The following is a 21,229-nucleotide window of genomic DNA, read 5'->3' as shown; positions in this document are numbered from 1 at the left end:
GTGTCCTCGGGGTGTGGGAAGTGCCGGTGGGATTCGGGGCGGGCGCCGGGTGCGGCTCTCAGGGCGCCGAGGGGGCGGGCTCGGTGACGCGGGCCACCACGTGCAGCCGGTCGGCGTCGGTCGTACGGCCGGGGGACATCCCCTCGCGCCAGGGCGGCTCGGTGCGCGGACCCGGTCCGTCGTGCATCTCCAGGACCTCGAAGCCGTGTGTGCCCAGGAGATGGCGCAGCTCCTGCGGGAAGAGCAGCCGCCACGCGGAGCGCTGTTCCGCGGACGCGGATCCGTCGTCCGCGGTCCACACGCGGGTACGGCGCAGGAGCTGGGCCGTGCGGTCCACCGTGAGCGTGGTGGTGGACCGGTAGGCGGTGCCCTGCCAGGTGAACTTGGCTACCGTGGGTGCGTCGAGCAGATCCGTACGGCCGAGGAAGTAGGCGCCGTTGCGCATCTCCGCGACGAGCAGTCCGCCCGGGGCGAGGGCGCGTCGGCAGGACGACAGGAAGCCGTCGAGCTGGGCGTTGGTGTGGCAGTACAGCAGCGCGCTGTCCAGGCACACCACGGCGTCGGACACGCCCCGGCCCAGGTCGAACGCGTGCAGATCGGCGCGGATGTACTCGGGTCCGGGGTGGTGCCCGCGGGCGTGTGCGAGCATCGCCTCGGAGAGGTCGGCACCGGTCACCTCGCGGCCCGCGCCATGGAGGTGGGCGGCGTCGCGGCCGGTGCCGCAGCCCAGGTCCAGGACGCGCGGTCCGGCGCCGTGCCGGCGCAGGCAGTCCTCCGTCCATCGGCCGGCCAGCCGTTCCGGGTCGGGAAACCTGGCCTCGTACAGCTCGGGGTTGTCGGTGAGCAGATTGTGCGCGTCCGCGCCGGTCGTGGCGGTCGTCATGTCTTCTCCCTCGTCTCCCTCGTCATGCCGCGTCCTGTGTGGCCGGACACCGCGTCCGGTGTGACGGGTTTCGGCGTCGTCGGCAGTGAGCCCAGCCGGTGCAGCCAGGCCACGCCGAGTGCGGAGGCGAGCCCGAACAGCGCACAGCACGACCAGGGCAGCCAGTCGGCGTCGCCCCGCTCACCGGCGTCCATGGCCCAGCCGACGACGGTGTTGCCGAGAGCGGCGGCGATGCCCGAGACCACGTAGAAGATGCCGAAGTAGGTGCCCGTCAGTTCGGGCCGGCCGAAGCCGGGGACGAGCTCCATCACGAACGGCTGGGCGACCATCACCCCGAGGTAGAGCAGCAGGGCCCCGATCAGCACGGGCAGGGCGCGCAGTACCGCGTCGGCGGTGCCGTCCGGGCCGCCGGAGCCGCCCGCCACCAGCGCGGGCGGTACGAACGCCAGCGCCATCACACCGAGCCCCATGGCGATCCAGCGCGCCCGGTCACCGCTCACCTTCAGGACGCTGGTGATGCGCAGCTGGAGCGTGAGGTTGGCGAGGGTGCCGACGAGGAAGACGAGCCCGGCGGCACCGTCCCAGCCGGTGGCCCGGCGTGCTCCGTCGGGCAGCAGCAGATAGAGCTGGTTCTCCAGGGTGAACATGCCGACCATGGCGAGCGCGAACGCCAGGAAGGCGCGGTGACCGAGCACCTCGCGCCAGTCCGCGAGCACCGTGCCCTTGCTCGGCTCCACCTCGCGCGCGGGCAGTACCAGAGCCTGTGCCACGGTGAGGACCGCGAAGATCCCGGCGGCGGTGAGGGCCGAGGTGCGGAAGTCCACCAGGAGCAGCGCGCTGCCGAGCAGCGGACCGATCAACGCCCCCGTCGTGGCGAAGACGTTGAACAGGGCGAACGCCTCGACCTTGCGCTCTCCCGCCTCCTGCGCGATGTAGGCGCGCACGGCGGGGTTGAACAGCGCCCCGGCGAACCCGCTGAGTACGGATGCGGCGATCAGAACGGAGAGACTGTCGCCGAGCGCGAACAGCCCGAAACCGACCGTGCGCAGGGCGCACCCGGCGATGATGACGCCGCGTGCGCCGAGCCGGTCGGCGGCCGAGCCGCCGATGATGAACAGGCCCTGCTGGCTCAGGTTGCGCACGCCCAGGACGATGCCGACGACGGCGGCCGACATGCCCAGGTTCTCGCCGAGGTGGGTGGCGAGATAGGGGATGAGCAGGTAGAAGCCGGTATTGACGCCGAGCTGGTTGACCAGCAGCAGCTGGATCGCGAGCGGGAAGCGGCGCATTTCATGCCACGTCTTCACGGCTCACCTCCCGGGGCTGAACTCCCAGTCCGGGAAGAGTGTTCGCGCGTACGTAACCGTCGGTGCCGCCGATGCCCGACCACGGGTCGTGGGCCAGCAGCAGGTGTCCGTCGAGGTCGGTCCAGCGGGCGCGGTCGGCGAGGTGGACGGCGGGCGCCAGGCCGAGGCTGCTGGCGGTCAGACAGCCGAGCATCAGCGCGGTGCCGCTGCCCTCGATCATCTCGGCGATGCGCAGGGCGGCGTGCACCCCGCCGCACTTGGCGAGCTTGACGTTGACGCCCTGGACACGTCCGGCGAGACGGCGTACATCCTCCAGGTCCACGGCGTCCTCGTCGGCGATGATCGGTACGGGTGAGCGCTCGGCGAGGGCTCCCAGCGCGTCCGGGTGACCGGGTGCGAGGGGCTGTTCGACGGCCTGCACGCCGAGTTCGGCGAACCGCGGCAGCAGCGCCACGGCCTGCGCGACGGTCCAGGCGCCGTTGGGGTCGAGCAGCAGCCGGACGCCGGGGGCCGCGTCGCGGATGACGCGTACGCGCTCCACGTCGTCCTCGGGATCGGGAGTTCCCGCCTTGACCTTGAGGACCTCGAAGCCGCGTGCGGCCAGGCGGCGGGACTCGGCCGCGGCACGGCTCGGCGCGGTGATGCCGATGGTGCGGGCGGTGGCGGCGACGGGAGGTTCCGGGGTGCCGAGGAGGCGGTGCACGGGGGTGCCCGCGCGCTTGCCGACGAGGTCGAGGAGTGCCGCCTCGAGGGCGGCGGTCACGGCCGGGGGAGTGTTGGCACCGGCCAACTCGCCTGACCTCAGGGCTTCCAGGGCGCTCTCGGGGTCGCGATGGCGGACGAGATCCGTGCCGACGGCCGCGAGGAGTCGTCGCAGGGTGTCGGCGTCGAGACCGTAGTAGACGCTGGTGACGGCCTCGCCATGGCCGCTGACCCCGTCGTGCTCGACCCTCAGCCACACCGCGTCGCGGGCGGCCATCGTCGAGCGGGAGATGCGCAGCGGCTCGGTGAGTCGCAGACGGATGGTGCGCTGACTGGACTTCACAGGTTCTCTTCCAGGTGGTGGGGGCGGCGCCCAGGGGGGAGGGACGTGAGCGGATCGACACGCAAGGGGTCGGTGACCCTGGTACATCGCGTCCAGCCGGTGGCCTCGGCCGCGCCGGGGTGCGGGATCTCCACGGGCCGGGTGGCCGCCGTGGCCGGATCGAGACCGTGGGCGGCGGCGAAGTCGTCGTCGTAGACGCTGCCGAGGTAGCGGTGCGGGCCGTCGGGGAAGACGGTGGCGACGACCGCTCCGGGGTGGACGCGGGCGGCCCAGGCGGCGACCAGCGCGACCGCACCGGTGCTCCAGCCGCCGCTGACGAAGCTCCCCCGGGCGAGCCTGCGGCAGCTGTCCACGGCCTCTGCCGGGCCGACCCAGTGGACCTCGTCGAAGGCGTCGTAGGCGACGTTGCGCGGGTGGATGCTGCTGCCCAGGCCGCGCATCAGCCGGGGCCGCGCGGGCTGGCCGAAGATCGTGGAGCCGGTGGCGTCGACGCCGATCAGCCGTAGCGCGGGCCAGTGCCGCCGCAGCGGACCGATGATCCCCGCGCTGTGGCCGCCGGTGCCCACGCTGCACACCAGGATGTCCAGGTGGTCCAGCTGGGCGGTGAGTTCGGCGGCGAGTGAGGCGTAACCGGCGGTGTTGTCGGGGTTGTTGTACTGGTCGGGCCAGTACGCGCCGGGCAGTTCGGCGAGCAGCTCCCGCAGCCGGGCGAGGCGGGCGGCCTGCCAGCCGCCCCTCTCCGCCGGGCGGCGCACCAGCTCCAGGCGCACTCCGTGGGCACGCAGCAACTGCCGTATGGACGGCTCGAGTTCGCTGTCGCCGACCAGTACGACGGAGTGGCCGAGGGCCTGCCCGGCGAAGGCGAGCCCGATGCCGAGCGTGCCGGAGGTGGACTCCACCACCGGCGCTCCGGGCGGCAGTTCGCCCCGCTCTCGGGCGCCCAGCAGCATCGACACGGCGGCCCGCGCCTTCATGCCGCCCGCCGCGAGCCCTTCGAGCTTGGCCCAGAAGCCGGGGTGCGGCCCCGGCAGATCGGAGGCGATGCGGACCACGGGCGTGCGGCCGAGCAGGGCGAGCAGTTCCCGGCGGGCGGTGGGACGGACGGCTGTCGTGGTCACCGGGCACCTCCGGGGCGGTCGGCGCGGTAGTGGTGGACGGTGCCGGGGCCGCCGTCCAGCCAGAAGAACGGGTACGGTTCGGCGCACACCGCGCTCACCCCGTGCCCCAGGAGCCGGGGCAGTACGGCGCTGCCGGTCTGCGCGAACAGCACCATCCGCTTGCCGTGCCGCAGCGCGTGCTCCCGCAGCGGCTCGAAGGTCCCGTTGCCCAGCGTCATCCCGGAGACGAGCAGCGCGTCGCCGCGGGCGGCCGCGGCGAGCGCGTCGGTGACGACCGGCTCATCCCACTCCGTCACCCCGCCCTTGAGGTCGCACGGCACATAGCCGATTCCGTGCGAGCGAAGCGCCTCCAGCAGGGAGTTGACAACGCCGACCGCGAGCACCGTCGCCCCCGGCGGCAGTTCGAGCAGTTCGACGACGGCCCGCGCCCGTGCCCGGGACTTCTCCAGCGACGTCCCGGCGGGGAGCGCGACCGGACGGGCCCCGTGCTCGGGGGTGTGCGGAGTGATGTGCATCAGGTAGGCGTCGAGCGCGGCCACGCGCACCGGGAGCAGCGGATGGTCCAGGAGCTCGGCCACATCGGCGCCGACACACTCCTCCACGGCGCTGTCGGACAGGGCGCCGGGCTCGACCGCGCACGAGCCGACGGCCCCGGCGAGCCGCAGGCTGAGCACCTCGTTGCGGTAGCCGGTGCCGCGCCCGTCGTGCCGTACGGCCTGCCGCGTGGTGAAGGCCACGGCGATCCGCCGGGTGCGCGGGTCGGGCCCGAGTTCGCCGGCCCGGACACGTGTCACGAGATCGTCGTACGTCCGCACGCGGGCCGCGCAAGGGGCGCGGGCGGAGTCGACGGTGATTATGCCGGAGGTGTCGGAGGTGTCGGCGGTCATCGGATCACCAGTCCGGACCGCACCTCGGCGAGAAGCGCCTCGACCCGGTCCCGGGCTCCGGCCCCGTCCGGATCCCCGGCCATCACATGCCCGAGGTACTCGTTGTTGCTGCCCGCCGCCTTCACCTGCCTGCCGGGCTCCGTGAGTTGCACCTCCAACACGCCGGGAGCATCCCGCGGCCCCGCGCCGTCCAGCGAGGCGAGTGTGCCCGTGCGCTCCGGCACGAGGAAGCCGATGGCGGCGCTGCGCAGCCCGGTTTCCGTGCGCCGCAGATCGGGAGTGCGGGCCAGGGCCAGGTCCACGCAGGCGGCGGCGAGGTCGATTCCGGTGACATGGCGGACGAGTTCGGTGATGCGGTTTCCGGCGGGACGCGGGTTGACCTCGACCACGCGTGGCCCGTCGGAGGTCAGCTTGACCTCGGTGTGCGCCACTACGCCGTCGGTCAGCCCGAGCGCCTTGAGCGCACCCAGCGCGGTCTGCTCGGCGGCCTCCGTGTCGACGGCCGTCAGCGCGGCGGGGAACATGTGCCCGGTCTCGATGAACGCGGGCGCCCCGCCGACGCTCTTGTCGGTCACACCCACCACATGGACCGCGCCCCCGTACGAGACCGTCTCGACGCTCACCTCGGGGCCGTCCAGCAGCTCTTCGAGCAGGACCGCGGGCGTGCGTCGCTGGCCGCGCGCATTGACCGGGAAGTCGGCCAACGCACCGAAGGCGGAGGCGAGTTGGGACTCGTCGTCCACACGCCGTACGTACATGCCCGCACACAGGTCGACGGGCTTGACGACCAGCGGGTAGCCGATCTCCCGCGCGGCCCGGGCGATGTCGGCCCACTCCTCGTGCACGGCGAAGCGGGGCCCGGGCACCCCGGCCTCGGCGAGGACGCGGCGCGTGGCGTCCTTGCGGCAGGCGTTCCGGACCGCCTCAGGGGCCGGGCCGGGCAGGCCGAGGTGGCCGGCTATCCGCGCGACCGTCGGCAGGTAGTAGTCGCAGGACGTGATCGCCCCGTCGAAGCCGAACACCGAGTGCAGCCGCTCGACCTCCGGCAGCAGCGCCTCGGTGTCATTGGTGTCGGCAGTGATCACGTTGCGCGCCCCGAGCAGTGGGTGCGCCGTGCCCTCGGGGGCGGAGCGCAGGTAGTGGTGCAGGTCGCGGGTGAGGAAGGTGAACTCGTGCCCACCCTCGCGGATCGCCCGTGGCAGCAGTCTGCTCATCGATCCGACCCAGCTCTCTACCACCAACAGATGAGCCACAGCTCCCCTTTTCCATTCGTGTGGGATAACGTGGCGGACACACTATCGATAATCGTTTTCATTGTCATCTGACTCTGTGTGAACCGAGGAAGGAATCGTTGTGACCTCACCCACGCACCGCACGGCCCCGCTGTGCGCCCTGGCGGCCATCGCCGCGACCCTCGTCCCCGCCGCGCCCGCCCAGTCCGCCGCCCGTGTCCCCTCCGCCGGTTCGGCATCCGCACTCCGCTTCGGCGCCTGCCCCGGATCCGAGCCCGAGCCGCCCGCACCGGAGCGCGTCGAATGCGGGCGGCTGAGCGTCCCGCTGGACTGGAACCGCCCCCGTGGCCCGCGCATCGAGATCGCCGTCTCGCGTATCCGGGCCTCGGGGGCACCCGCCGTGCGGCGCGGCATCCTGCTGGTCAACCCCGGTGGGCCAGGCGGCTCCGGGCTCCCCTACGCGGTCACCAAGCGGGCCAAACTCCCCGTGAGCGTGCGTCGTTCGTACGACGTCATCGGCTTCGACCCACGCGGCGTCGGGCAGAGCGCGCCGGTCGACTGCGGCCCGATGGGCGGTCTCTTCGCCGCCCCGGGCGCGGACCCCGTGCCCGTCGGCCCGACGGCCGAGCGGACCCACCTGGCGTCACTGCGCGACCTGGCCGACGACTGCGCGGCGGGCGCCGGCGACGTATCGCGGTACCTGTCGACGGAACAGACCGCCCGGGACATGGACGCGATACGCGCCGCGCTCGGCGAACGGCGGACGAACTTCCTCGGTGTCTCCTACGGCACCTACCTCGGCGCGGCCTACGCCGCGGCCTTCCCGCACCGCACGGGCCGGATGGTCCTGGACAGCGTCGTAGGGCCCTGGAACTGGTACGACTTCGATGTGATCCAGAGCCGGGCACTGCTGCGGCAGCGCGACACCTTCTTCGCCTGGACCGCCGCCCACGCGGACCGCTTCCGCCTGGGCGACAGCGCGGTGGCCGTACGCCGGGCCTACCTGCACGTACGCGACGGACTCACCGCCGACCCCGCGGCCGGCTTCGGCCCCGCGGAATTCGACCGAGCCGTGTACCGCGCCCTCGGCCGCACCGAACGCTGGGCGGGCCTCGCCGATGGCCTGCGAACCTACCTGCGCGACGGCAGCCCCGACGCACTCCGTCCCGCCGAGGACTTCGCCGGCCCGGATTCACGCAACTACGAAGCCGCCAACCGCATCGTCAAGTGCGCCGACGGCCCCGGCCCCACGCCCCGGCGGATCGTGACGGACATCCGCCGCACCCGACGCGTCGACCCCCAGCCGGTCCTCACCGGCATGGAGGCGACCACCTGCGCCTACTGGCACCACCATCCCGCCCGCAGCACCCCGCTCGGCAGCCCCGACGCGCCGCCCGTTCTCCTGGTGGCCTCCGCCCACGACCCCGTCACGCCCATCGAGGGCGCGCGCCAGTTGCGCCGTCTGCTTCCCGGCTCGCGCCTGGTGACGCTCGACAACGACTACTCGCACGGGGTGTTCGCCAGCCGGGGCAACGCCTGCGTGGACGACGCCACGGCCGCCTACCTCGTCGACGGGGCCGCGCCAACGGCGGATGTGCGCTGTGCGGGGCCCGGCCTGCCCGGGCCGCCGCCCACCGACAGCAGGTCCACGCCTCAATAGCGTGCCTTGGGCGCTCGTGTCGCATCGCCGTGATGCGGCCGCCCGTCGTCGTGGGGCTGTCATGCCGTTTCGACGCCGAGTCCGGCGAGCAGGCCGCGGACGCGCTCCGCTCTGCTCGGCCCCGAGGACGCGCAGGACGACAGCTCGCTGCCGGGTTCTCCGGCTGCGAAGGAGAGGCCCAGTGGACAGGGATGTCGACTGCCCGCGAACCGACGAGGTCGACGGTGGGATCTGCGAGCGCGGCGTTGACGAGCGCGCGGATCTCCTCCGCCGTCATCGGCTTCTGTTGTCCGCCGATCGGATCCTCAATCCCGATGTCCTTCGGCCGGTGTGTCCAGCAATCGGTTCAACTCGTTCCCAGCCTCGTCGTACCCAGCGTCGGAGATCCGTTGCAGCTCACGCAGGTCGCCGGTCGCGATCGCGCGTCGAGTGAGCAGGAACCCGGCGTGCATGCACCCCTCGTCCAACAGCTCGCTCAGCTCCCCCAGGTCGCCGGCTGCGTCGGCGAGGTCGGCCAGCCGGTCCAAAGCGGTCTCGTTGCCCCCGTCGGCCAGCTCGCGCAAGGTCTCCCGATCGATGTTGGTATTCGCCATGGCGCCATGATGCGAGCCTGCCCCTGGGGAAAGGTCAAGTGGGACGATGGCGGTGTGATCACCATCGGGCAGCTGGCCAGATACGTCGGAGTGTCGATCAAGACCATTCGCGTCTATCACGACAAGGGGCTGTTCCCCGAGCCCGACCGCGATGCGTCCGGCTACCGGCGGTACGGCGCGCACGACGCCATCGACCTGATCAAGATCCGCACCCTCGCCGAGGCCGGCGTCCCCCTGGCCCGTATCCGGAACCTGAGATCAGCGACCGACCAGGAGCTCCAGCAGGCGCTGCGCGAAATCGACAATGAGCTCACCGCCCGCATCCGTGGCCTGCGAGCAACGCAAGGGCGCCTGCGTCAGCTCGCCGCCGGGCATCTGACACCGCTTCCCGTCGAGGTCGGTGCCCATCTGGAACACCTGGTCCGCTGGGGATTCACCCCTCGATGGGTGGACCTGCAACGCGACCTGTGGATCCTTGTGTTCGCCACCCACCCAGAACGCGCGATCACTCTCTTGGCCGACCAAGCCGAGACCCTGGCCGACCCCGCGCTGCGGCAGCTCTTCCTCGACTACGACCACGCGCACGACCTCGATGCCGACGATCCCCGCATCGACGACCTCGCCCGCCGGATCGCCGAAGCGACCCGAGAACGCTACGGACCCGACGACCTGCCCAAGCTGGATGCGGACTCTGAGATCCCCGCGCTCATCCAGGGTGCCGTCAACGCCTCGTCCCCGGCATGGCGGCGACTCGACACGCTCATTCGTGAGCAACTGGACGCGTGACGCGACGCTGCCCCAAGGCAAGCGCTGGTGGTGGCGCTTGGCGACACCCCGATCACCCGGACGATGGGCGTGGCGCGGCGTAAGAGTCCCGTCAAGACCGTCAGAGTCTCCGTAAGAGGGCCGTTAAGGACAGCCGGTCCTCGTCTCCGCCAGCGCTCTGGGTGACCGGGTCGAGGTCCGGGTCCTGGACCGTGGCCCTGGCGTGCCGGACGAGGCCAAGGAGCGCATCTTCGAACCCTTCCAGCGCTACGACGACTCCCCGCGCGGCAACGGAGTCGGCCTCGGACTGGCGGTCGCGCGCGGCTTCGCCGAGGCCATGGGCGGCACCCTGCGCGCGGAGGACACCCCCGGCGGCGGCCTCACCATGGTCCTCAGCCTTCCGGAGGCGGCGGACCGCCCACCGGCCACCCCCGGCCTTTCCACGAGTGCCACGTCGTAGGCGGCGACACTCAGAAGCCCACCGGTCAGGCGCCCGGGGCGCCCAAGGTGCCTGTCTTGTCCAGCAGCTCACGCAGCAGATGCGAGGCGGTGATGACGCCGAGCAGACGCGTACCGGTCTTGTCCTTCCTGACGACCGCGACCAGGGGGCTTCGCATCTGCGCCATCAGAGCGGCGACCTCGAGCGCGGTGTCGTCGGGGTCGGCGATCGGCGGCGGAGCCGCCGTGCCGGGCAGGCACTCGCCGACGCGGCGGCCGGCCAGCGCCTGGCACAGCCGGTCGGCGTGCTGCTCATCGACCACCGCGGCCAAGGTGGGGTCCTCGATGACATAGCCGGGGACCAACACTTTGATCATTTGGGAGGCGGGCAGGATGGCCTTCGGCTCGCCCCGTTCGTCCAGCACGAGCAGGCCGGGCAGCTTGTGCTCGGCCATCAGCCGCGCCGCGTCCAGGGCGCTGCTGTCGACGCTCACCGACTCGTACTCCATCGCCAGGTCACATGCGCGCACCGTGGCTCCTCGTCTTTCCTGTACGTCCTGGAACCCAGCGTCGTACGCGTCCCATCTCTCGCGCCAGGTCATCGGACGGTTATATACGCGATTCATGCGGCACTGCCGGGTGACTGGCTCCTTCAACGGTGACGATCTTGTTCTATGCATTTCGGACGCGCTGAAGCGGCCATGGGAGCGGTGTGAACTAGCCCCGGGGAGGCGGTTGTTGCCGCGACCGGGCCTCGGCATGCCGCATGCCGCATGCCGTGAATCGAAGCTGACCATCGCCTCTCGGCGATGGGGCCTGGTCGGGATCCATGTCGCGATATAACGTAAGTCTGCTACTCACGCCGCTGCATGCGTCGCGCGGAGACGTTGGACACGACCAGGACGGAAGCATGTCGGAAGAGATTTCGCCCACCGGGAAACACCCCGGCCCCGGCTCGTCGCCCGAGCTGCGAGCCTCTCATGCGGACCGGGACCGGGTGGTGGATGTGCTGCGTATCGCGGCCGGGGACGGCCTGCTGACCGCGGAAGAGCTGGACGAGCGGCTGGAAGCCGCCCTGTCGGCGCGGACTCTGGGCGAACTGGCCGCGCTCACCACTGACCTGCCACCCGTTGGCGTGACTGGAGCAGAGGCCAAGGACGTAGTCCGGATCGAACAGGTCCACAGTGGCGCGATCGAGCGCGTGGGGCGCTGGGTGGTACCGCGGAGGCTGGAGCTCGCGGTGACGTACTGCGAGGTGACGCTCGACTTCACCGACGCAGTGATCACGCACGACACCTTGCGGATCGACGTGGGCATGACGGGGAAGACCCTGACGCTGGTCACGAGGCCGGGCATCGTGGTCGACACCGATGGTCTGCAACTGGTGCACTGTAGGGTCAAGTACCGTCGGACTCCCACGCATCCGGATACACCGGTCACTCTGCGAGTGGAGCTGGTCGGTCTGAAGGCCCACGGCCGCGTGGTGGTACGGCCGCCGCGCCGGACCTTCGGGCAGTGGCTGCTGCGCAGGCCCACGTCCGTTACCGCAGGTGCTTGACTCCAACGTGGTGTGCGGCGGAGAGAGCGGGGAGGGCGGAAGGCGGTGCCCCCACGGGGACCGACGCGCACTCAGGTACGGTGCCGGGCACCGTGAACGCGCCGGATCGCGGTTTCCAGCGGCGACGGTGCTGGTCATCGCGCTGATAGCCCCAACACACCGCTGAGCGGCCGTTCCGCGGCCCTCTCCGCCGCGAGACCCAAGCTCCCACGACCGGCGGCCCGCGGACCATGGACGTTATCGCTGTCCTGACGCCGTACCACCCGGGATTGACGCGGTCCTGACGGCGCCGTGTGAGCGGTGTCAGGAGAGCATCAAAAGTGCCGCGCTCGGTGACAGGAATCCGATAACGGGGCTCGGCCCTTCCGGTCGGCCCTTGAAGCTGAGCACTCCGGTCGGAAAACGATCCTGGAGGTAGCAGCGCCATGTCGACGGTTGCCCGTGGTGGACACGGAACCAAGGCCACGGCCACGGCCGATGAGGAGCCGCCCGATACCGGCGCGGTGTCCGAGGACCCGGGCGGGCGGCACAGACTCACCGCCGTCCAGGGTCTGGCCGCGCTCTCGCTGGACGCGATGGCGTCCGTGGCGTACGGCCCGGAGGCCATCGTCCTGGTCCTGGCCGCCGCCGGTGCCCACGGGCTCGGCTTCACCCTGCCGGTCACCCTCGCCATCGCCGGGCTGCTGGCGGTGCTGGTGGCCTCCTACCGACAGGTCATCGCCGCCTTCCCCAACGGCGGCGGCGCCTACGCGGTGGCCAAGGCACATCTTGGCCGACGGCCCGCCCCGGTGGCCGCGGCCTCGCTGATCCTGGACTACGTCCTCAATGTGGCCGTGTCCGTGACCGCCGGAGTCGCCGCCCTGACCTCGGCCTTCCCGGCCCTGTACGACGAGAGGGTGTGGATCTGTCTCGCCGTGCTCGCGCTGGTCACCGCGGTCAATCTGCGGGGCATCGCCGACTCCGCCCGCGCCTTCATCCTCCCCACCGCCGTCTTCGTGGGCAGCATCCTCGCCATCATCGCCGTCGGCCTCTTCCGGTCCGCCCCGGTCTCCACCGCCACCGCCGACGGCCATGCCTCCGCGCTCGGCCACGGCGCCACGACGGTCGGCGCGCTGCTCCTGCTGAAGGCCTTCGCCTCGGGCTGCTCCGCTCTCACCGGCGTCGAGGCCGTCGCCAACGCCGTACCCTCCTTCCGCACACCGGCCGTCCGCCGGGCCCAGCGCACCGAGGTGGCCCTCGGCGCCCTGCTCGGTGTCATGCTCATCGGCCTGTCGGTGCTGATTGGCCGCTTCCACCTCCAGCCCGTCGAGGGTGTCACCGTGCTCGCCCAGCTCGCGGACGCCTCCCTCGGCCACAACTGGGCTTTCTACGTCGTCCAGTTCGCCACCACGGTGCTGCTCGCGCTCGCCGCCAACACCTCCTTCGGCGGACTGCCCGTCCTGATGAGTCTGCTCGCCCGGGACAACCATCTGCCGCACGTCTTCGGCCTGAAGGCCGACCGCCAGGTCCACCGCCACGGCGTACTCGCCCTCGCCGTGGTCTCCGCCGCCCTGCTGATCGTCTCAGGCGGGGACACCAACACCCTCGTACCGCTCTTTGCCATCGGCGTCTTCGTCGGCTTCACCCTCTGTCAGACCGGCATGGTCCGCCACTGGCGCCAACATCGCACCCCCGGCTGGCGGGGCAAGGCGGCGCTCAACGGCTTCGGCGCCCTGCTCACCGGCGTCGCCGCGATCGTGGTCACCGCCACCAAATTCACCGAGGGCGCCTGGCTCATCGTCATCGCCCTGCCGCTGCTCGTCGTGGTCTTCGAGCGCGTCCACGGCGCGTACGACCGGATGGGACGGGCGCTGGAGCTCGGCCGCGTCCCCGACGCACCGCACCGGGACCACTCGCTGGTCGTCGTCCCGGTCTCCGGTCTGTCCCGGCTGACCCGTGAGGCCCTGGACGCGGCCGTGTCCCTCGGCGACGAGGTCCACGCCGTCACCGTCGTCCACCCCGGCCCCGAGGACCGGCGGGCCGCCGAGACACTCCGCCGCGACTGGGAGCTGTGGGACCCGGGCGTCGACCTGATCGAGGTGGACTCCGCGACCCGGTCCCTGGGCCGCCCGATCACGGCGTACGTCCGCGACCTCGGCGCACACCATCCCGGCTCACGGATCACCGTCCTCATCCCCGAGACCGAACCCGCCCGGATGTGGCAGCGGCTACTGCTGAACCAACGCGGCGCCGTCGTCGCCCACGCGCTGCGCCGCGACACCGACGCGGTCGTCTGCCGACTCCGTTTCCGGCTGCCGACGGCCTGAAAGACCCACGCTGCTGATGCGCGGCCACCGTGGCACCGGCGTCCTTCGGTTCGACGCCTTGGAAGCGCTCGCGGGTTTGCTCTCCGCGGGCGAGCAGTGGGCGCCGACCCAGCCGCCTGCCAGCAGCGCGGACGCGCCCGCCGCATGCTGCCAGGGGACGGCTCCGGAGGCGATGGCGGCCGAGACCGCCAGACGGAACAGCACCAGCGAGGTCGCGTCGTTGAAGAGGCTCTCGGCCTGCACCAGCGTCTGGATACACGTCAAGACGCCGTCAACGTCTTCGGCCAACGCGTCAGGACCGCGCCAACAAGAGTCCTTGGTGGTCGCGTGCCGCGCTTCGCTGGGGGAGTCGGCCATGTGCCGACACCGACTGCTCCAGTGGGAGCGGGGACGTTCATACGACTCAGCGGGGTCCCGTATGTCAAACCTGGTCCGCACAGTGGCGACCGTCGCGTGGTACGGGACCCGCCCACGCCACCGGTCGGCGTGCTCATCGCACAAGGAGGGCCCTCGATGACGCACCGCGTCGTCGCAGCAGGCACGGCGGGCAGCCGGCCCGGCACGCTGAAGGTGTTCCTCGGGGCCGCGCCCGGGGTCGGCAAGACCTACCGGATGCTGGACGAAGGCCGACGCCGGGCCCGCCGGGGCACGGACGTGGTGGTGGGCTTCGCCGAGTGCCACAAGCGCCGGTACACCGAGGAGATGCTCGAGGGACTGGAGACCGTCCCCCGGGCCGCACGCGAGTATCGCGGTACCACCTTCACCGAGATGGACCTCGACGCGGTCCTGGCCCGCTCACCCCGGGTGGCGCTCATCGACGAACTCGCCCACACCAACATCCCCGGCGGGCGCCACGCCAAGCGGTGGCAGGACATCGAGGAACTGCTCAGGGCGGGAATCGACGTCGTCACCACCGTCGACATCCAGCACCTCGAATCGCTCAACGACGTCGTGGAGAAGATCACCGGCGTGCCGCAGCGGGAGACCGTGCCGGACGAGGTCGTGCGCCGCGCCGACCAGATCGAGCTGGTCGACATGGCCGGTGAAGCGCTGCGCCGCCGCATGGCGCACGGAAACATCTACGCCCCCGAGAAGGTCGACGCCGCGCTGGCGAACTACTACCGCTTGGGCAACCTCACCGCCCTGCGCGAGCTGGCGCTGCTGTGGGTCGCGGGGCGGGTGGACGAGGCCCTGCACACGTACCGCTTCGAGCATGGGATCGATGGCGTGTGGGAGACGCGGGAACGGGTGGTGGTGGCCCTTACCGGCGGCCCGGAGGGCGAGACACTGATCCGCCGTGCCGCCCGGATCGCCGACCGTTCGGCCGGGGGCGACCTGCTGGCACCAGCCGCCGTGGCCACCTGCTGCGCTTCCTCACCGGGCGCGGCGTGGGGGACACCATCGTCGAGCTGTCCGGCGACATCGACGTCCACATGGTGACCCATGAACGAGCCGGCCGCGGCCGTCTCCTGCCCGCCCGCGGAGGCAGTCTGTCCCGCGTCCGCAAGGTGGCCGGGCCGGTCGCCGGACTCGTCCTCCCACCGCTGCTGACCGCCGTCCTCGCCACCAACCGCGGAGGGCTCAACCTCACCAGCGAGGCACTGCTCTTGCTGCTCACGGTGGTCGGCGTCGCCTGCGTCGGCGGCGTGGTCTCCGCGCTGCTCGCCTCGATCACGGCGTCGCTGCTGCTCAACTACTACTTCATCCCGCCCATCGGCCAGTTCACCATCGGTACGCCCAACAACGCGCTGGCCCTCGCCACCTTCGCGGTGGTCGCCGTGACGGTCGCGACGATCGTCGACCGCTCCCTGCGGCTGTCCCGCCGCGCGGCCAATGCCACCGCCGAGGCGGAGACGCTGTCGTCCCTCGCGGGGGATGTGCTGCGCGGCGACCAGACGGTGCAGGGGCTCCTGGACCGTACGCGGGAGGCGTTCGGCATGAATTCCGCCGAACTCACCGCCCGCACCGGTCCGGACGGCGGAGCTGGGGCCGGAGAAGGTGTGCGGCCCGTCGCCGTGCCCGTCGGCCCGGAGGACCGCCTCGTCCTGCGTGGCCGTCACCTCGACGCCTCCGAACGCCGGGTGCTGACCGCCTTCGCCGGGCACGTGGCCGCCGCCCTGGAACGGGCCCGGCTGGCCGAGGCCGCCGCCGAGGTCGAGCCGGTCAAGGCCGCCGACCGGATGCGCACCGCCCTGCTCGCCGCCGTCAGCCACGATCTGCGCACCCCGATCGCCGGCGGCTGGGCCGCCATCAGCTCGCTGCGCAGCCGCGACGTGGAGTTTTCCGAAGAGGACCGCGACGAACTGCTGGCCACCGCCGAGGAGTCGATGGCCAAGCTCAACCGACTGGTCGACAACCTCCTCGACATGAGCCGCCTCCAGGCCGGTGCCCTCACCCTCCGCCTCCAGCCCACGGCCCTGTCCGAGGTCACCCCGCTGGCCCTGGACACCCTGCCCGACAGCCCCGTCGATGTCGTGCCCCAGGGACTGGCGGACGTCCCCGACGTGCTCGCCGACCCTCCGCTCCTGGAGCGCGTCATCGCGAACCTGGTCACCAATGCCGTACGGCACACGCCCGAGGGCACACAGGTGCTGATCGGCGCCAGTGCCCTGGCCTCCCGGGTGGAGCTGAGGATCGTCGATCGGGGTCCCGGCCTGCCCCCGGCCGACCGGGAACGGATCTTCGAACCGTTCCAGCGGCTGGGGGACACCGACAACACCACCGGCCTCGGGCTCGGGCTGGCCCTCTCCCGTGGCCTGACCGAGGCCATGGACGGCCTCCTCATCCCCGAGGACACCCCCGGCGGTGGGCTGACCATGGTCGTGTCCCTGCCCGTCGCCCCGTCACCGGAACCGAGGGCCGTGGCATGAGGAGCGTCCTGGTGGCCGAGGACGACCCGCAGCTGTTGCGGGCGCTGGACATGGCCCTGCGAGCCCAGCACTACACGGTCCACACCGCACAGGACGGCGAGACCGCCCTGCGATTCGTCTCGTGCTGTCTGCCGGACGCCCTCATCCTTGACCTCGGGCTGCCCGGCACGGCGGGTACGGACCTCATCCGCGGCGTCCGGGCCTGGAGTCCGCTGCCCATCATCGCGCTGTCCGGGCACACCGAACCCGCCGACACGGTCAAGGTGCTGGACGCCGGTGCGGACGACTGCCTGATCAAACCGTTCGCCGTGGAGGAGCTGGCCGCCAGGCTGCGCGCGGCGCTGCGCCGCCCGCCCGTCCTTCAGCAACCGGATGCGGTGGACATCGCCTCCTGGCGGGTCGATCTCGGGGCGTATCGCATCGCGCCCAGGTCGGGAGAGGGCGAGGCACCGCATCTCACCCCCACGGAGTGGCGCGTCCTCGCCCTGTTACTGCGCCATCCCGGCCGCCTGATCACCGGCCAACAGCTACTGCGCGACGTCTGGGGCCCGGGCTACGAGAGCCGGAGCAACTACCTGCGCATCTACCTCGCCGGCCTGCGCCGCAAGCTGGAACCCGAACCGGCACGCCCACGCCACCTGATCACCGTGCCGGGGCTGGTGTACCGGTTCGAGCCATGACCACGGCCCTGGGCGTCAGGCGGCCCTGGCGACCAGCCGGTCGGCCACCTTGCACAGCCGGCGGACCGTACGGTCCTCGGTCGCGATGGGAGCGGCCGGGGGGAGCGCGGTGCGGTCGTAATAGGCGCCGGGGATCACATCGGTCGCCGGATCACACAGCCGCGCCACGCGCGCGGCACCCTCGGCGGCGGGGTCCCCCTCATGCGCGTACAGCGACAGCAGCGCCGTCTCACAGATCCCCGGGTGCACACTGACCGCGGTGTACGGTGCCCTGCCGGAGGCGGCGGCCCGGGCGAAGATCGTCAAGGCGAGCTGCGACTGCGCGTACACAGCGTGCCGGGAGTAGCGCTGGGCCCGGCTCAGGTCGTTCCAGGCGATGGACGCGGTGCGGTGCATGGAGGAGGACACATTGACCACTCGGCTGCCCGGCCGGGATCGCAAGGGTCCGGTCAGCTCCCGGGTGAGCAGGTAGGCGGCCAGGAAGTTGACCTGGAAGGCCAACTCGTTGCCGTCGGGGGTGAGGGTGCGGCGCTCCGGTGCGGCCACGGCCGCGTTGTTCACCAGCACGTCGAGCGCCGGGTGTGCCTCGGCCACCGACCGGGCCAGCGCGCGGACCTCGGCGAGGCGCGAGAAGTCCGCCACGGCGAGATCGAGGCGTGTCCGATCGGCGCCCGCGTCGACCAGCCGCTCCACGGCCCGCCGCCCGGCATCGGCATCTGGTGCGTGAACGAGGACGGTCCAGCCACGCTCGGCCAGGAGCCGGGCGGTCTCCCAGCCGATGCCCGAGCTGGCTCCGGTCACCAGGGCGGTCCGGGCTGAGGATGAGGGAAGAGACATGATTCCTTCCTGAAGGGCGCGGGGCAGGCAGGCGCATCCCCCGCGTGGCGGAGAACGTGAGAAGAAGGGACGGCTCCCGCTCGCGCGGGCGGCCGTGGGCTCGGCGCGTCAGAGCGCGCGGAGAGAACAGGGCGCGCAACCGGGCCGCACCGTATGCGGTGGCCGGTCGTCATGGCGCAGAGCGCTGTTCATGGCCACCATTCAAGAGCGCGGCCGGTCCTGGTTCCAGAGACTCCAGCCGTTTCTGACGGGCCTCTGACGGAGTCCTGACACCCCTCTGACGCGGGTCACTCCGCCCCGACCCTTATCTGATCGGGTCACTCCAACCCGGACGCCTTGAGCACCGCGTGAGCCGTTTCCCCGTCGATCTGCTCGCCCAGCCGCCGCAGCGTCTCCTCCCCGTGCCGCAAGGTGCCGCGCGCGAGGGAGCGCCGGGCACCGGTCTCCAGCTCGTGCCACAGCAGGGGATCGGCGAGCAGGACGCGGGGGTCGAGCGCCACCGAGCGGCCGTGGGCGTCCCTCAGAACGAGGCGGGTGGCGATCCTGCCGTCCTGCCGTATCGAGACGAGGGCGTCGGTGCGGACGCGGCGCACGCGGAGCCATCCGCGCACCGTCAGCCATCCCTCATCCGCGGTCACTCGCGGTGGCCGCAATACGGCGAAGACGAGGATCGCGAGCAGGGACCAGAGATCGGCGCGCGGGATGGTGAGTCCGCCTGAACCCCAGTCGAGCAGGGTTGTCAGCGCGGCGAACGACAGTGCGATGTACCCCGCGCCTCGTGCGTCCGCACGCCATCGGCGCTGGCCTACTGCGTTCCCGCGCGACGGGCGTCTGGCGGATCGGCCGTCTCGCCGTTCCATGGCCATCACGCTAGACGGACGGCTCCGCGGGCGGCATCGGCCCTGACGTCCCTCTTACGTGGTCCATGCTCGTTGTTAACGGTCTGCCGAGGCTCAGCCGACGCGGACGTGAGGGCGGCGGTCGCGTTCGGTTCGGCCTCGCGGAGGACTTCCCCGGTGACGAGTGCGGCCTCTCCCAAGCCGAACAGGAAGAAGGTCCGGACAAGCGTCGCGCCGACGCTGAGGGACGACCATGGAGAAGGAAGACAACCGCTCGCGCGAGAGGAGTGAACCGTGGCGCGCGGAAGGCTGCGGGTCTACCTCGGTGCCGCCCCCGGGGTGGGCAAGACCTACGACATGCTCGGCGAGGGACAGCGCCGCGCCGGCCGGGGCACCGACGTGGCCATCGGATTCATGGAGGACTACGGTCGCCCGCACACCCGAAAGATGGCCGAGGGCCTGGAGACCGTGTTCCGCACGAGCGTGTCGTACCGCGACCCGCCCGAGAAGATCGACGCCGCGCTGTCGCACTACTTCCGCCCTGGCAACCGAAAGGCTCATCCGCCGCGGCAAGCGGACCTCCTCCCGCGGGGCAGGGGGCTAACTACTCGCTACCACCAGTGCTCCCTGAGATGGTTCGTCAAACATGACCGGCGTGTTGTCGCGAGCGTTGCGCATCCACGTGTACAGCGCGGGACCGCCGTCGGCGAAGAACGGCGGTGCGGCCACGGACTGGTCAGCCATATGTTCCCTACCCTCTTCTACTCCGCAGCGGGCACGGTGCTCGTCGCACCCACGCGGCTCGTCGCGGATCAGTCTTCGCTCGCCCGCCGACGAGGCGCCCCGGGGAGTACCCCAGCACCACCCCCGGAATCAGGGGTTCTCGGCGTCGTACTGCTCGCGCCATTTCTCGATAAGCGGGGTGAATTCCCGCTGCATGAAGGCGTAGAAGTCGTGCATCGCATGGAGCCGACGCCCGGCGGGACTCTGCGTGCCCGCCAACCCCAGCCCTTCCGACGCGGCCTGTTCCATGATGTCGATCACCGCGTTCTGGCTGCCCATCATCGTGGCCCAGGCGTGCTTGCGGAACCGATAGTGGTCGCGACGGCTGCCCGGTGCGGGCACCCGCTCGATGATGCCGATCTGGATGAGCTGCTTGACGGCCCCGGAGACGGCGCCCGAGCTGATCTGGAGACGTTCGCAGAGGGTGCCTGCGGTCATCGTCTCCTCCTGGCTGTAGAGCAGGGCGGTCATCACTCGGGCCGTAGTGCGCTGCATACCCCCCTCGGCGAGCAGGAGGGCCAACCGCTCGGCAGCGTCGAGGAGTTCCGCGTCGTTCTGTTCCATCCAGGATCGGCTTTCTGGGACCCAACGGCGCGGGGAAGACCACGACGATCCGGCTGCTCCTGGATCTGATCCGGCCCACCTCGGGCTCCCGGATGGTCCTGGGCCTCGACCCGCTGACCGATGGCATCAGGTTACGCGCCCGTGTGGGCTACTTGCCGGGTGACTTCGTGTGTGACGGGCGGCAGAGCGTCAGCGGCTACCTGCGCTTCCTCGCCGCGCTGCGCGGCGAGGTGCCGCAGGGGCGGATCGACGAACTCCCTGAGCGTCTCGGCCTCGACCAGAGCGCCAGGATCAAGAAGTTGTCCAAGGGCAACCGGCAGAAGGTAGGTCTGGTACAGGCCCTGATGCACACCCCCGAACTGCTGATCCTCGACGAGCCCACCTCCGGGCTCGACCCGCTCGTCCAGCAGACCTTCCTGGAACTGATCGCCGACGCCGCTGAGCGCGGACAGACGGTCTTCATGTCCAGCCACATCATGAGCGAGGTCGAGGCCGTCGCCCACCGCGTGGGCATCATCCGCGACGGTTCCCTCGTCGCCCTCGACAGCGTCGCCAACCTGCGCTCCGTGTCCACGCGGGAGGTCGAGGTCACTTTCGCCTCTCCTGTGTCCACTGACGCGTTCATCCGAGTGCCCGGCGCCGACGGACTGCATGTCGACACCGCCGGCACCACGCTCAGCGGGTCGTTCTCCGGTGATCCGGACGACTTGGTCAAGGCCCTCGCCGGGCACACCGTCACCGGTCTACAGGTCACCAAACCGGCTCTCGAAGACCTCTTCCATTCCTACTACGAAGGGGCGGAAGCCGCGCCCCGCCCCACGCCGCGCCCCGCTCCGGTCGGCGAAGCCTGAGCCACTGAGTACT

Annotated in this window: 18 protein-coding genes and 3 pseudogenes; 9 read left to right on the top strand and 12 right to left on the bottom strand. The window is 71.3% G+C overall.

Annotated features, from left to right (window positions below; all coding sequences use genetic code 11):
• Positions 1 to 58: 58 nt before the first annotated feature.
• From ACT2CW_RS19510 to ACT2CW_RS19485, 6 genes are read right to left on the bottom strand one after another with little or no spacing between them, the layout of a single operon-like run.
• Positions 59 to 883 (bottom strand): class I SAM-dependent DNA methyltransferase, encoded by an 825-nt coding sequence (locus ACT2CW_RS19510; protein WP_445517552.1) that lies wholly within the window; start codon positions 881 to 883, stop codon positions 59 to 61.
• Positions 880 to 2,190 (bottom strand): MFS transporter, encoded by a 1,311-nt coding sequence (locus ACT2CW_RS19505; protein WP_445517551.1) that lies wholly within the window; start codon positions 2,188 to 2,190, stop codon positions 880 to 882. Before ACT2CW_RS19505 ends, ACT2CW_RS19510 begins: the two co-directional genes overlap by 4 nt.
• Positions 2,174 to 3,235 carry a mandelate racemase/muconate lactonizing enzyme family protein gene (locus ACT2CW_RS19500; protein ID WP_445517550.1) on the bottom strand — a complete coding sequence of 354 codons (1,062 nt, stop codon included), beginning with the start codon at positions 3,233 to 3,235 and terminating at the stop codon, positions 2,174 to 2,176. Before ACT2CW_RS19500 ends, ACT2CW_RS19505 begins: the two co-directional genes overlap by 17 nt.
• Positions 3,232 to 4,353 carry a PLP-dependent cysteine synthase family protein gene (locus tag ACT2CW_RS19495; protein WP_445517549.1) on the bottom strand — a complete coding sequence of 374 codons (1,122 nt, stop codon included), beginning with the start codon at positions 4,351 to 4,353 and terminating at the stop codon, positions 3,232 to 3,234. The genes ACT2CW_RS19500 and ACT2CW_RS19495 overlap by 4 nt, the downstream gene beginning before the upstream one ends.
• Positions 4,350 to 5,240 (bottom strand): hypothetical protein, encoded by an 891-nt coding sequence (locus tag ACT2CW_RS19490; RefSeq protein WP_445517548.1) that lies wholly within the window; start codon positions 5,238 to 5,240, stop codon positions 4,350 to 4,352. The genes ACT2CW_RS19495 and ACT2CW_RS19490 overlap by 4 nt, the downstream gene beginning before the upstream one ends.
• The gene (locus ACT2CW_RS19485) at positions 5,237 to 6,493 is read right to left on the bottom strand and encodes an ATP-grasp domain-containing protein (protein WP_445517547.1); all 1,257 of its coding nucleotides are present in this window, start codon (positions 6,491 to 6,493) and stop codon (positions 5,237 to 5,239) included. The genes ACT2CW_RS19490 and ACT2CW_RS19485 overlap by 4 nt, the downstream gene beginning before the upstream one ends.
• Before the next feature lie 100 nt (positions 6,494 to 6,593).
• On the opposite strand from ACT2CW_RS19485, the gene ACT2CW_RS19480 reads away from it, so the two are divergent.
• Complete coding sequence (locus ACT2CW_RS19480) at positions 6,594 to 8,132, top strand: alpha/beta hydrolase (RefSeq protein WP_445517546.1); 1,539 nt, start codon at positions 6,594 to 6,596, stop codon at positions 8,130 to 8,132.
• Between the two features lie 305 nt (positions 8,133 to 8,437).
• Here ACT2CW_RS19480 and ACT2CW_RS19475 read toward each other — a convergent pair whose 3' ends face one another.
• Entirely contained in the window at positions 8,438 to 8,725 is a 288-nt protein-coding gene (locus ACT2CW_RS19475; protein ID WP_414085405.1) for a hypothetical protein, read from the bottom strand.
• A gap of 54 nt (positions 8,726 to 8,779) precedes the next feature.
• Between ACT2CW_RS19475 and ACT2CW_RS19470 the strand changes: the two genes are divergently transcribed.
• Both ACT2CW_RS19470 and ACT2CW_RS19465 read left to right on the top strand, forming a co-directional pair.
• Positions 8,780 to 9,511, top strand: coding sequence for a MerR family transcriptional regulator (locus ACT2CW_RS19470; RefSeq protein ID WP_445517545.1), 732 nt, complete (start codon positions 8,780 to 8,782; stop codon positions 9,509 to 9,511).
• Positions 9,512 to 9,638: 127 nt separating this feature from the next.
• Positions 9,639 to 9,950, top strand: a pseudogene (locus ACT2CW_RS19465) (sensor histidine kinase); the annotation flags it as partial.
• A gap of 25 nt (positions 9,951 to 9,975) precedes the next feature.
• Here ACT2CW_RS19465 and ACT2CW_RS19460 read toward each other — a convergent pair.
• Entirely contained in the window at positions 9,976 to 10,458 is a 483-nt protein-coding gene (locus ACT2CW_RS19460) for a CBS domain-containing protein (protein ID WP_445517544.1), read from the bottom strand.
• Positions 10,459 to 10,838: 380 nt separating this feature from the next.
• Between ACT2CW_RS19460 and ACT2CW_RS19455 the strand changes: the two genes are divergently transcribed.
• The gene (locus tag ACT2CW_RS19455; protein WP_445517543.1) at positions 10,839 to 11,486 is read left to right on the top strand and encodes a DUF1707 SHOCT-like domain-containing protein; all 648 of its coding nucleotides are present in this window, start codon (positions 10,839 to 10,841) and stop codon (positions 11,484 to 11,486) included.
• A gap of 425 nt (positions 11,487 to 11,911) precedes the next feature.
• Positions 11,912 to 13,792, top strand: coding sequence for an APC family permease (locus ACT2CW_RS19450; RefSeq protein ID WP_445517542.1), 1,881 nt, complete (start codon positions 11,912 to 11,914; stop codon positions 13,790 to 13,792).
• Here the strand turns inward: ACT2CW_RS19450 and ACT2CW_RS19445 are convergent.
• Positions 13,694 to 14,149, bottom strand: coding sequence for a hypothetical protein (locus ACT2CW_RS19445; protein WP_445517541.1), 456 nt, complete (start codon positions 14,147 to 14,149; stop codon positions 13,694 to 13,696). The two genes, ACT2CW_RS19450 and ACT2CW_RS19445, sit on opposite strands and share 99 nt — an antisense overlap.
• A gap of 156 nt (positions 14,150 to 14,305) precedes the next feature.
• Between ACT2CW_RS19445 and ACT2CW_RS19440 the strand changes: the two are divergent.
• Both ACT2CW_RS19440 and ACT2CW_RS19435 read left to right on the top strand, forming a co-directional pair.
• Positions 14,306 to 16,662 (top strand): annotated as a pseudogene (locus ACT2CW_RS19440) (ATP-binding protein).
• A complete protein-coding gene (locus ACT2CW_RS19435; RefSeq protein WP_445517540.1) occupies positions 16,659 to 17,342 on the top strand; it encodes a response regulator in 684 nt (227 codons plus the stop codon). Before ACT2CW_RS19440 ends, ACT2CW_RS19435 begins: the two are co-directional and overlap by 4 nt.
• A 15-nt stretch (positions 17,343 to 17,357) precedes the next feature.
• Here the strand turns inward: ACT2CW_RS19435 and ACT2CW_RS19430 are convergent, their stop codons facing one another.
• Positions 17,358 to 18,179, bottom strand: a complete 822-nt coding sequence (locus ACT2CW_RS19430) for an SDR family NAD(P)-dependent oxidoreductase (RefSeq protein ID WP_445517539.1) — start codon at positions 18,177 to 18,179, stop codon at positions 17,358 to 17,360.
• A 317-nt stretch (positions 18,180 to 18,496) separates the two neighbouring features.
• Positions 18,497 to 19,039 (bottom strand): hypothetical protein, encoded by a 543-nt coding sequence (locus ACT2CW_RS19425; RefSeq protein ID WP_445517538.1) that lies wholly within the window; start codon positions 19,037 to 19,039, stop codon positions 18,497 to 18,499.
• 273 nt (positions 19,040 to 19,312) lie between these two features.
• Here ACT2CW_RS19425 and ACT2CW_RS19420 point away from each other — a divergent pair.
• Positions 19,313 to 19,513: pseudogene (locus tag ACT2CW_RS19420) on the top strand (pressure sensor protein); the annotation flags it as partial.
• 378 nt (positions 19,514 to 19,891) lie between these two features.
• Here ACT2CW_RS19420 and ACT2CW_RS19415 read toward each other — a convergent pair.
• Complete coding sequence (locus ACT2CW_RS19415) at positions 19,892 to 20,365, bottom strand: GbsR/MarR family transcriptional regulator (protein WP_445517537.1); 474 nt, start codon at positions 20,363 to 20,365, stop codon at positions 19,892 to 19,894.
• A gap of 5 nt (positions 20,366 to 20,370) precedes the next feature.
• On the opposite strand from ACT2CW_RS19415, the gene ACT2CW_RS19410 reads away from it, so the two are divergent.
• Positions 20,371 to 21,216 (top strand): ABC transporter ATP-binding protein, encoded by an 846-nt coding sequence (locus ACT2CW_RS19410; RefSeq protein WP_445517740.1) that lies wholly within the window; start codon positions 20,371 to 20,373, stop codon positions 21,214 to 21,216.
• Positions 21,217 to 21,229 lie beyond the last annotated feature (13 nt).

This window comes from Streptomyces sp. NEAU-174 (genome assembly GCF_052665095.1).
The sequence above is the reverse complement of the archived record's forward strand: the minus strand, read 5'-3'. Positions and strand labels throughout refer to the sequence as shown.

What these genes read in the sequence shown, in the direction of transcription:
- ACT2CW_RS19455 (WP_445517543.1), top strand. Translation starts at nt 10,839, where the DNA reads ATGTCGGAAGAGATTTCGCCCACCGGGAAACACCCCGGCCCCGGCTCG.
- ACT2CW_RS19435 (WP_445517540.1), top strand. Translation starts at nt 16,659, where the DNA reads ATGAGGAGCGTCCTGGTGGCCGAGGACGACCCGCAGCTGTTGCGGGCG.
- ACT2CW_RS19430 (WP_445517539.1), bottom strand. Translation starts at nt 18,179, where the DNA reads ATGTCTCTTCCCTCATCCTCAGCCCGGACCGCCCTGGTGACCGGAGCC.
- ACT2CW_RS19450 (WP_445517542.1), top strand. Translation starts at nt 11,912, where the DNA reads ATGTCGACGGTTGCCCGTGGTGGACACGGAACCAAGGCCACGGCCACG.
- ACT2CW_RS19425 (WP_445517538.1), bottom strand. Translation starts at nt 19,039, where the DNA reads ATGGAACGGCGAGACGGCCGATCCGCCAGACGCCCGTCGCGCGGGAAC.
- ACT2CW_RS19415 (WP_445517537.1), bottom strand. Translation starts at nt 20,365, where the DNA reads ATGGAACAGAACGACGCGGAACTCCTCGACGCTGCCGAGCGGTTGGCC.
- ACT2CW_RS19510 (WP_445517552.1), bottom strand. Translation starts at nt 883, where the DNA reads ATGACGACCGCCACGACCGGCGCGGACGCGCACAATCTGCTCACCGAC.
- ACT2CW_RS19445 (WP_445517541.1), bottom strand. Translation starts at nt 14,149, where the DNA reads ATGGCCGACTCCCCCAGCGAAGCGCGGCACGCGACCACCAAGGACTCT.
- ACT2CW_RS19475 (WP_414085405.1), bottom strand. Translation starts at nt 8,725, where the DNA reads ATGGCGAATACCAACATCGATCGGGAGACCTTGCGCGAGCTGGCCGAC.
- ACT2CW_RS19490 (WP_445517548.1), bottom strand. Translation starts at nt 5,240, where the DNA reads ATGACCGCCGACACCTCCGACACCTCCGGCATAATCACCGTCGACTCC.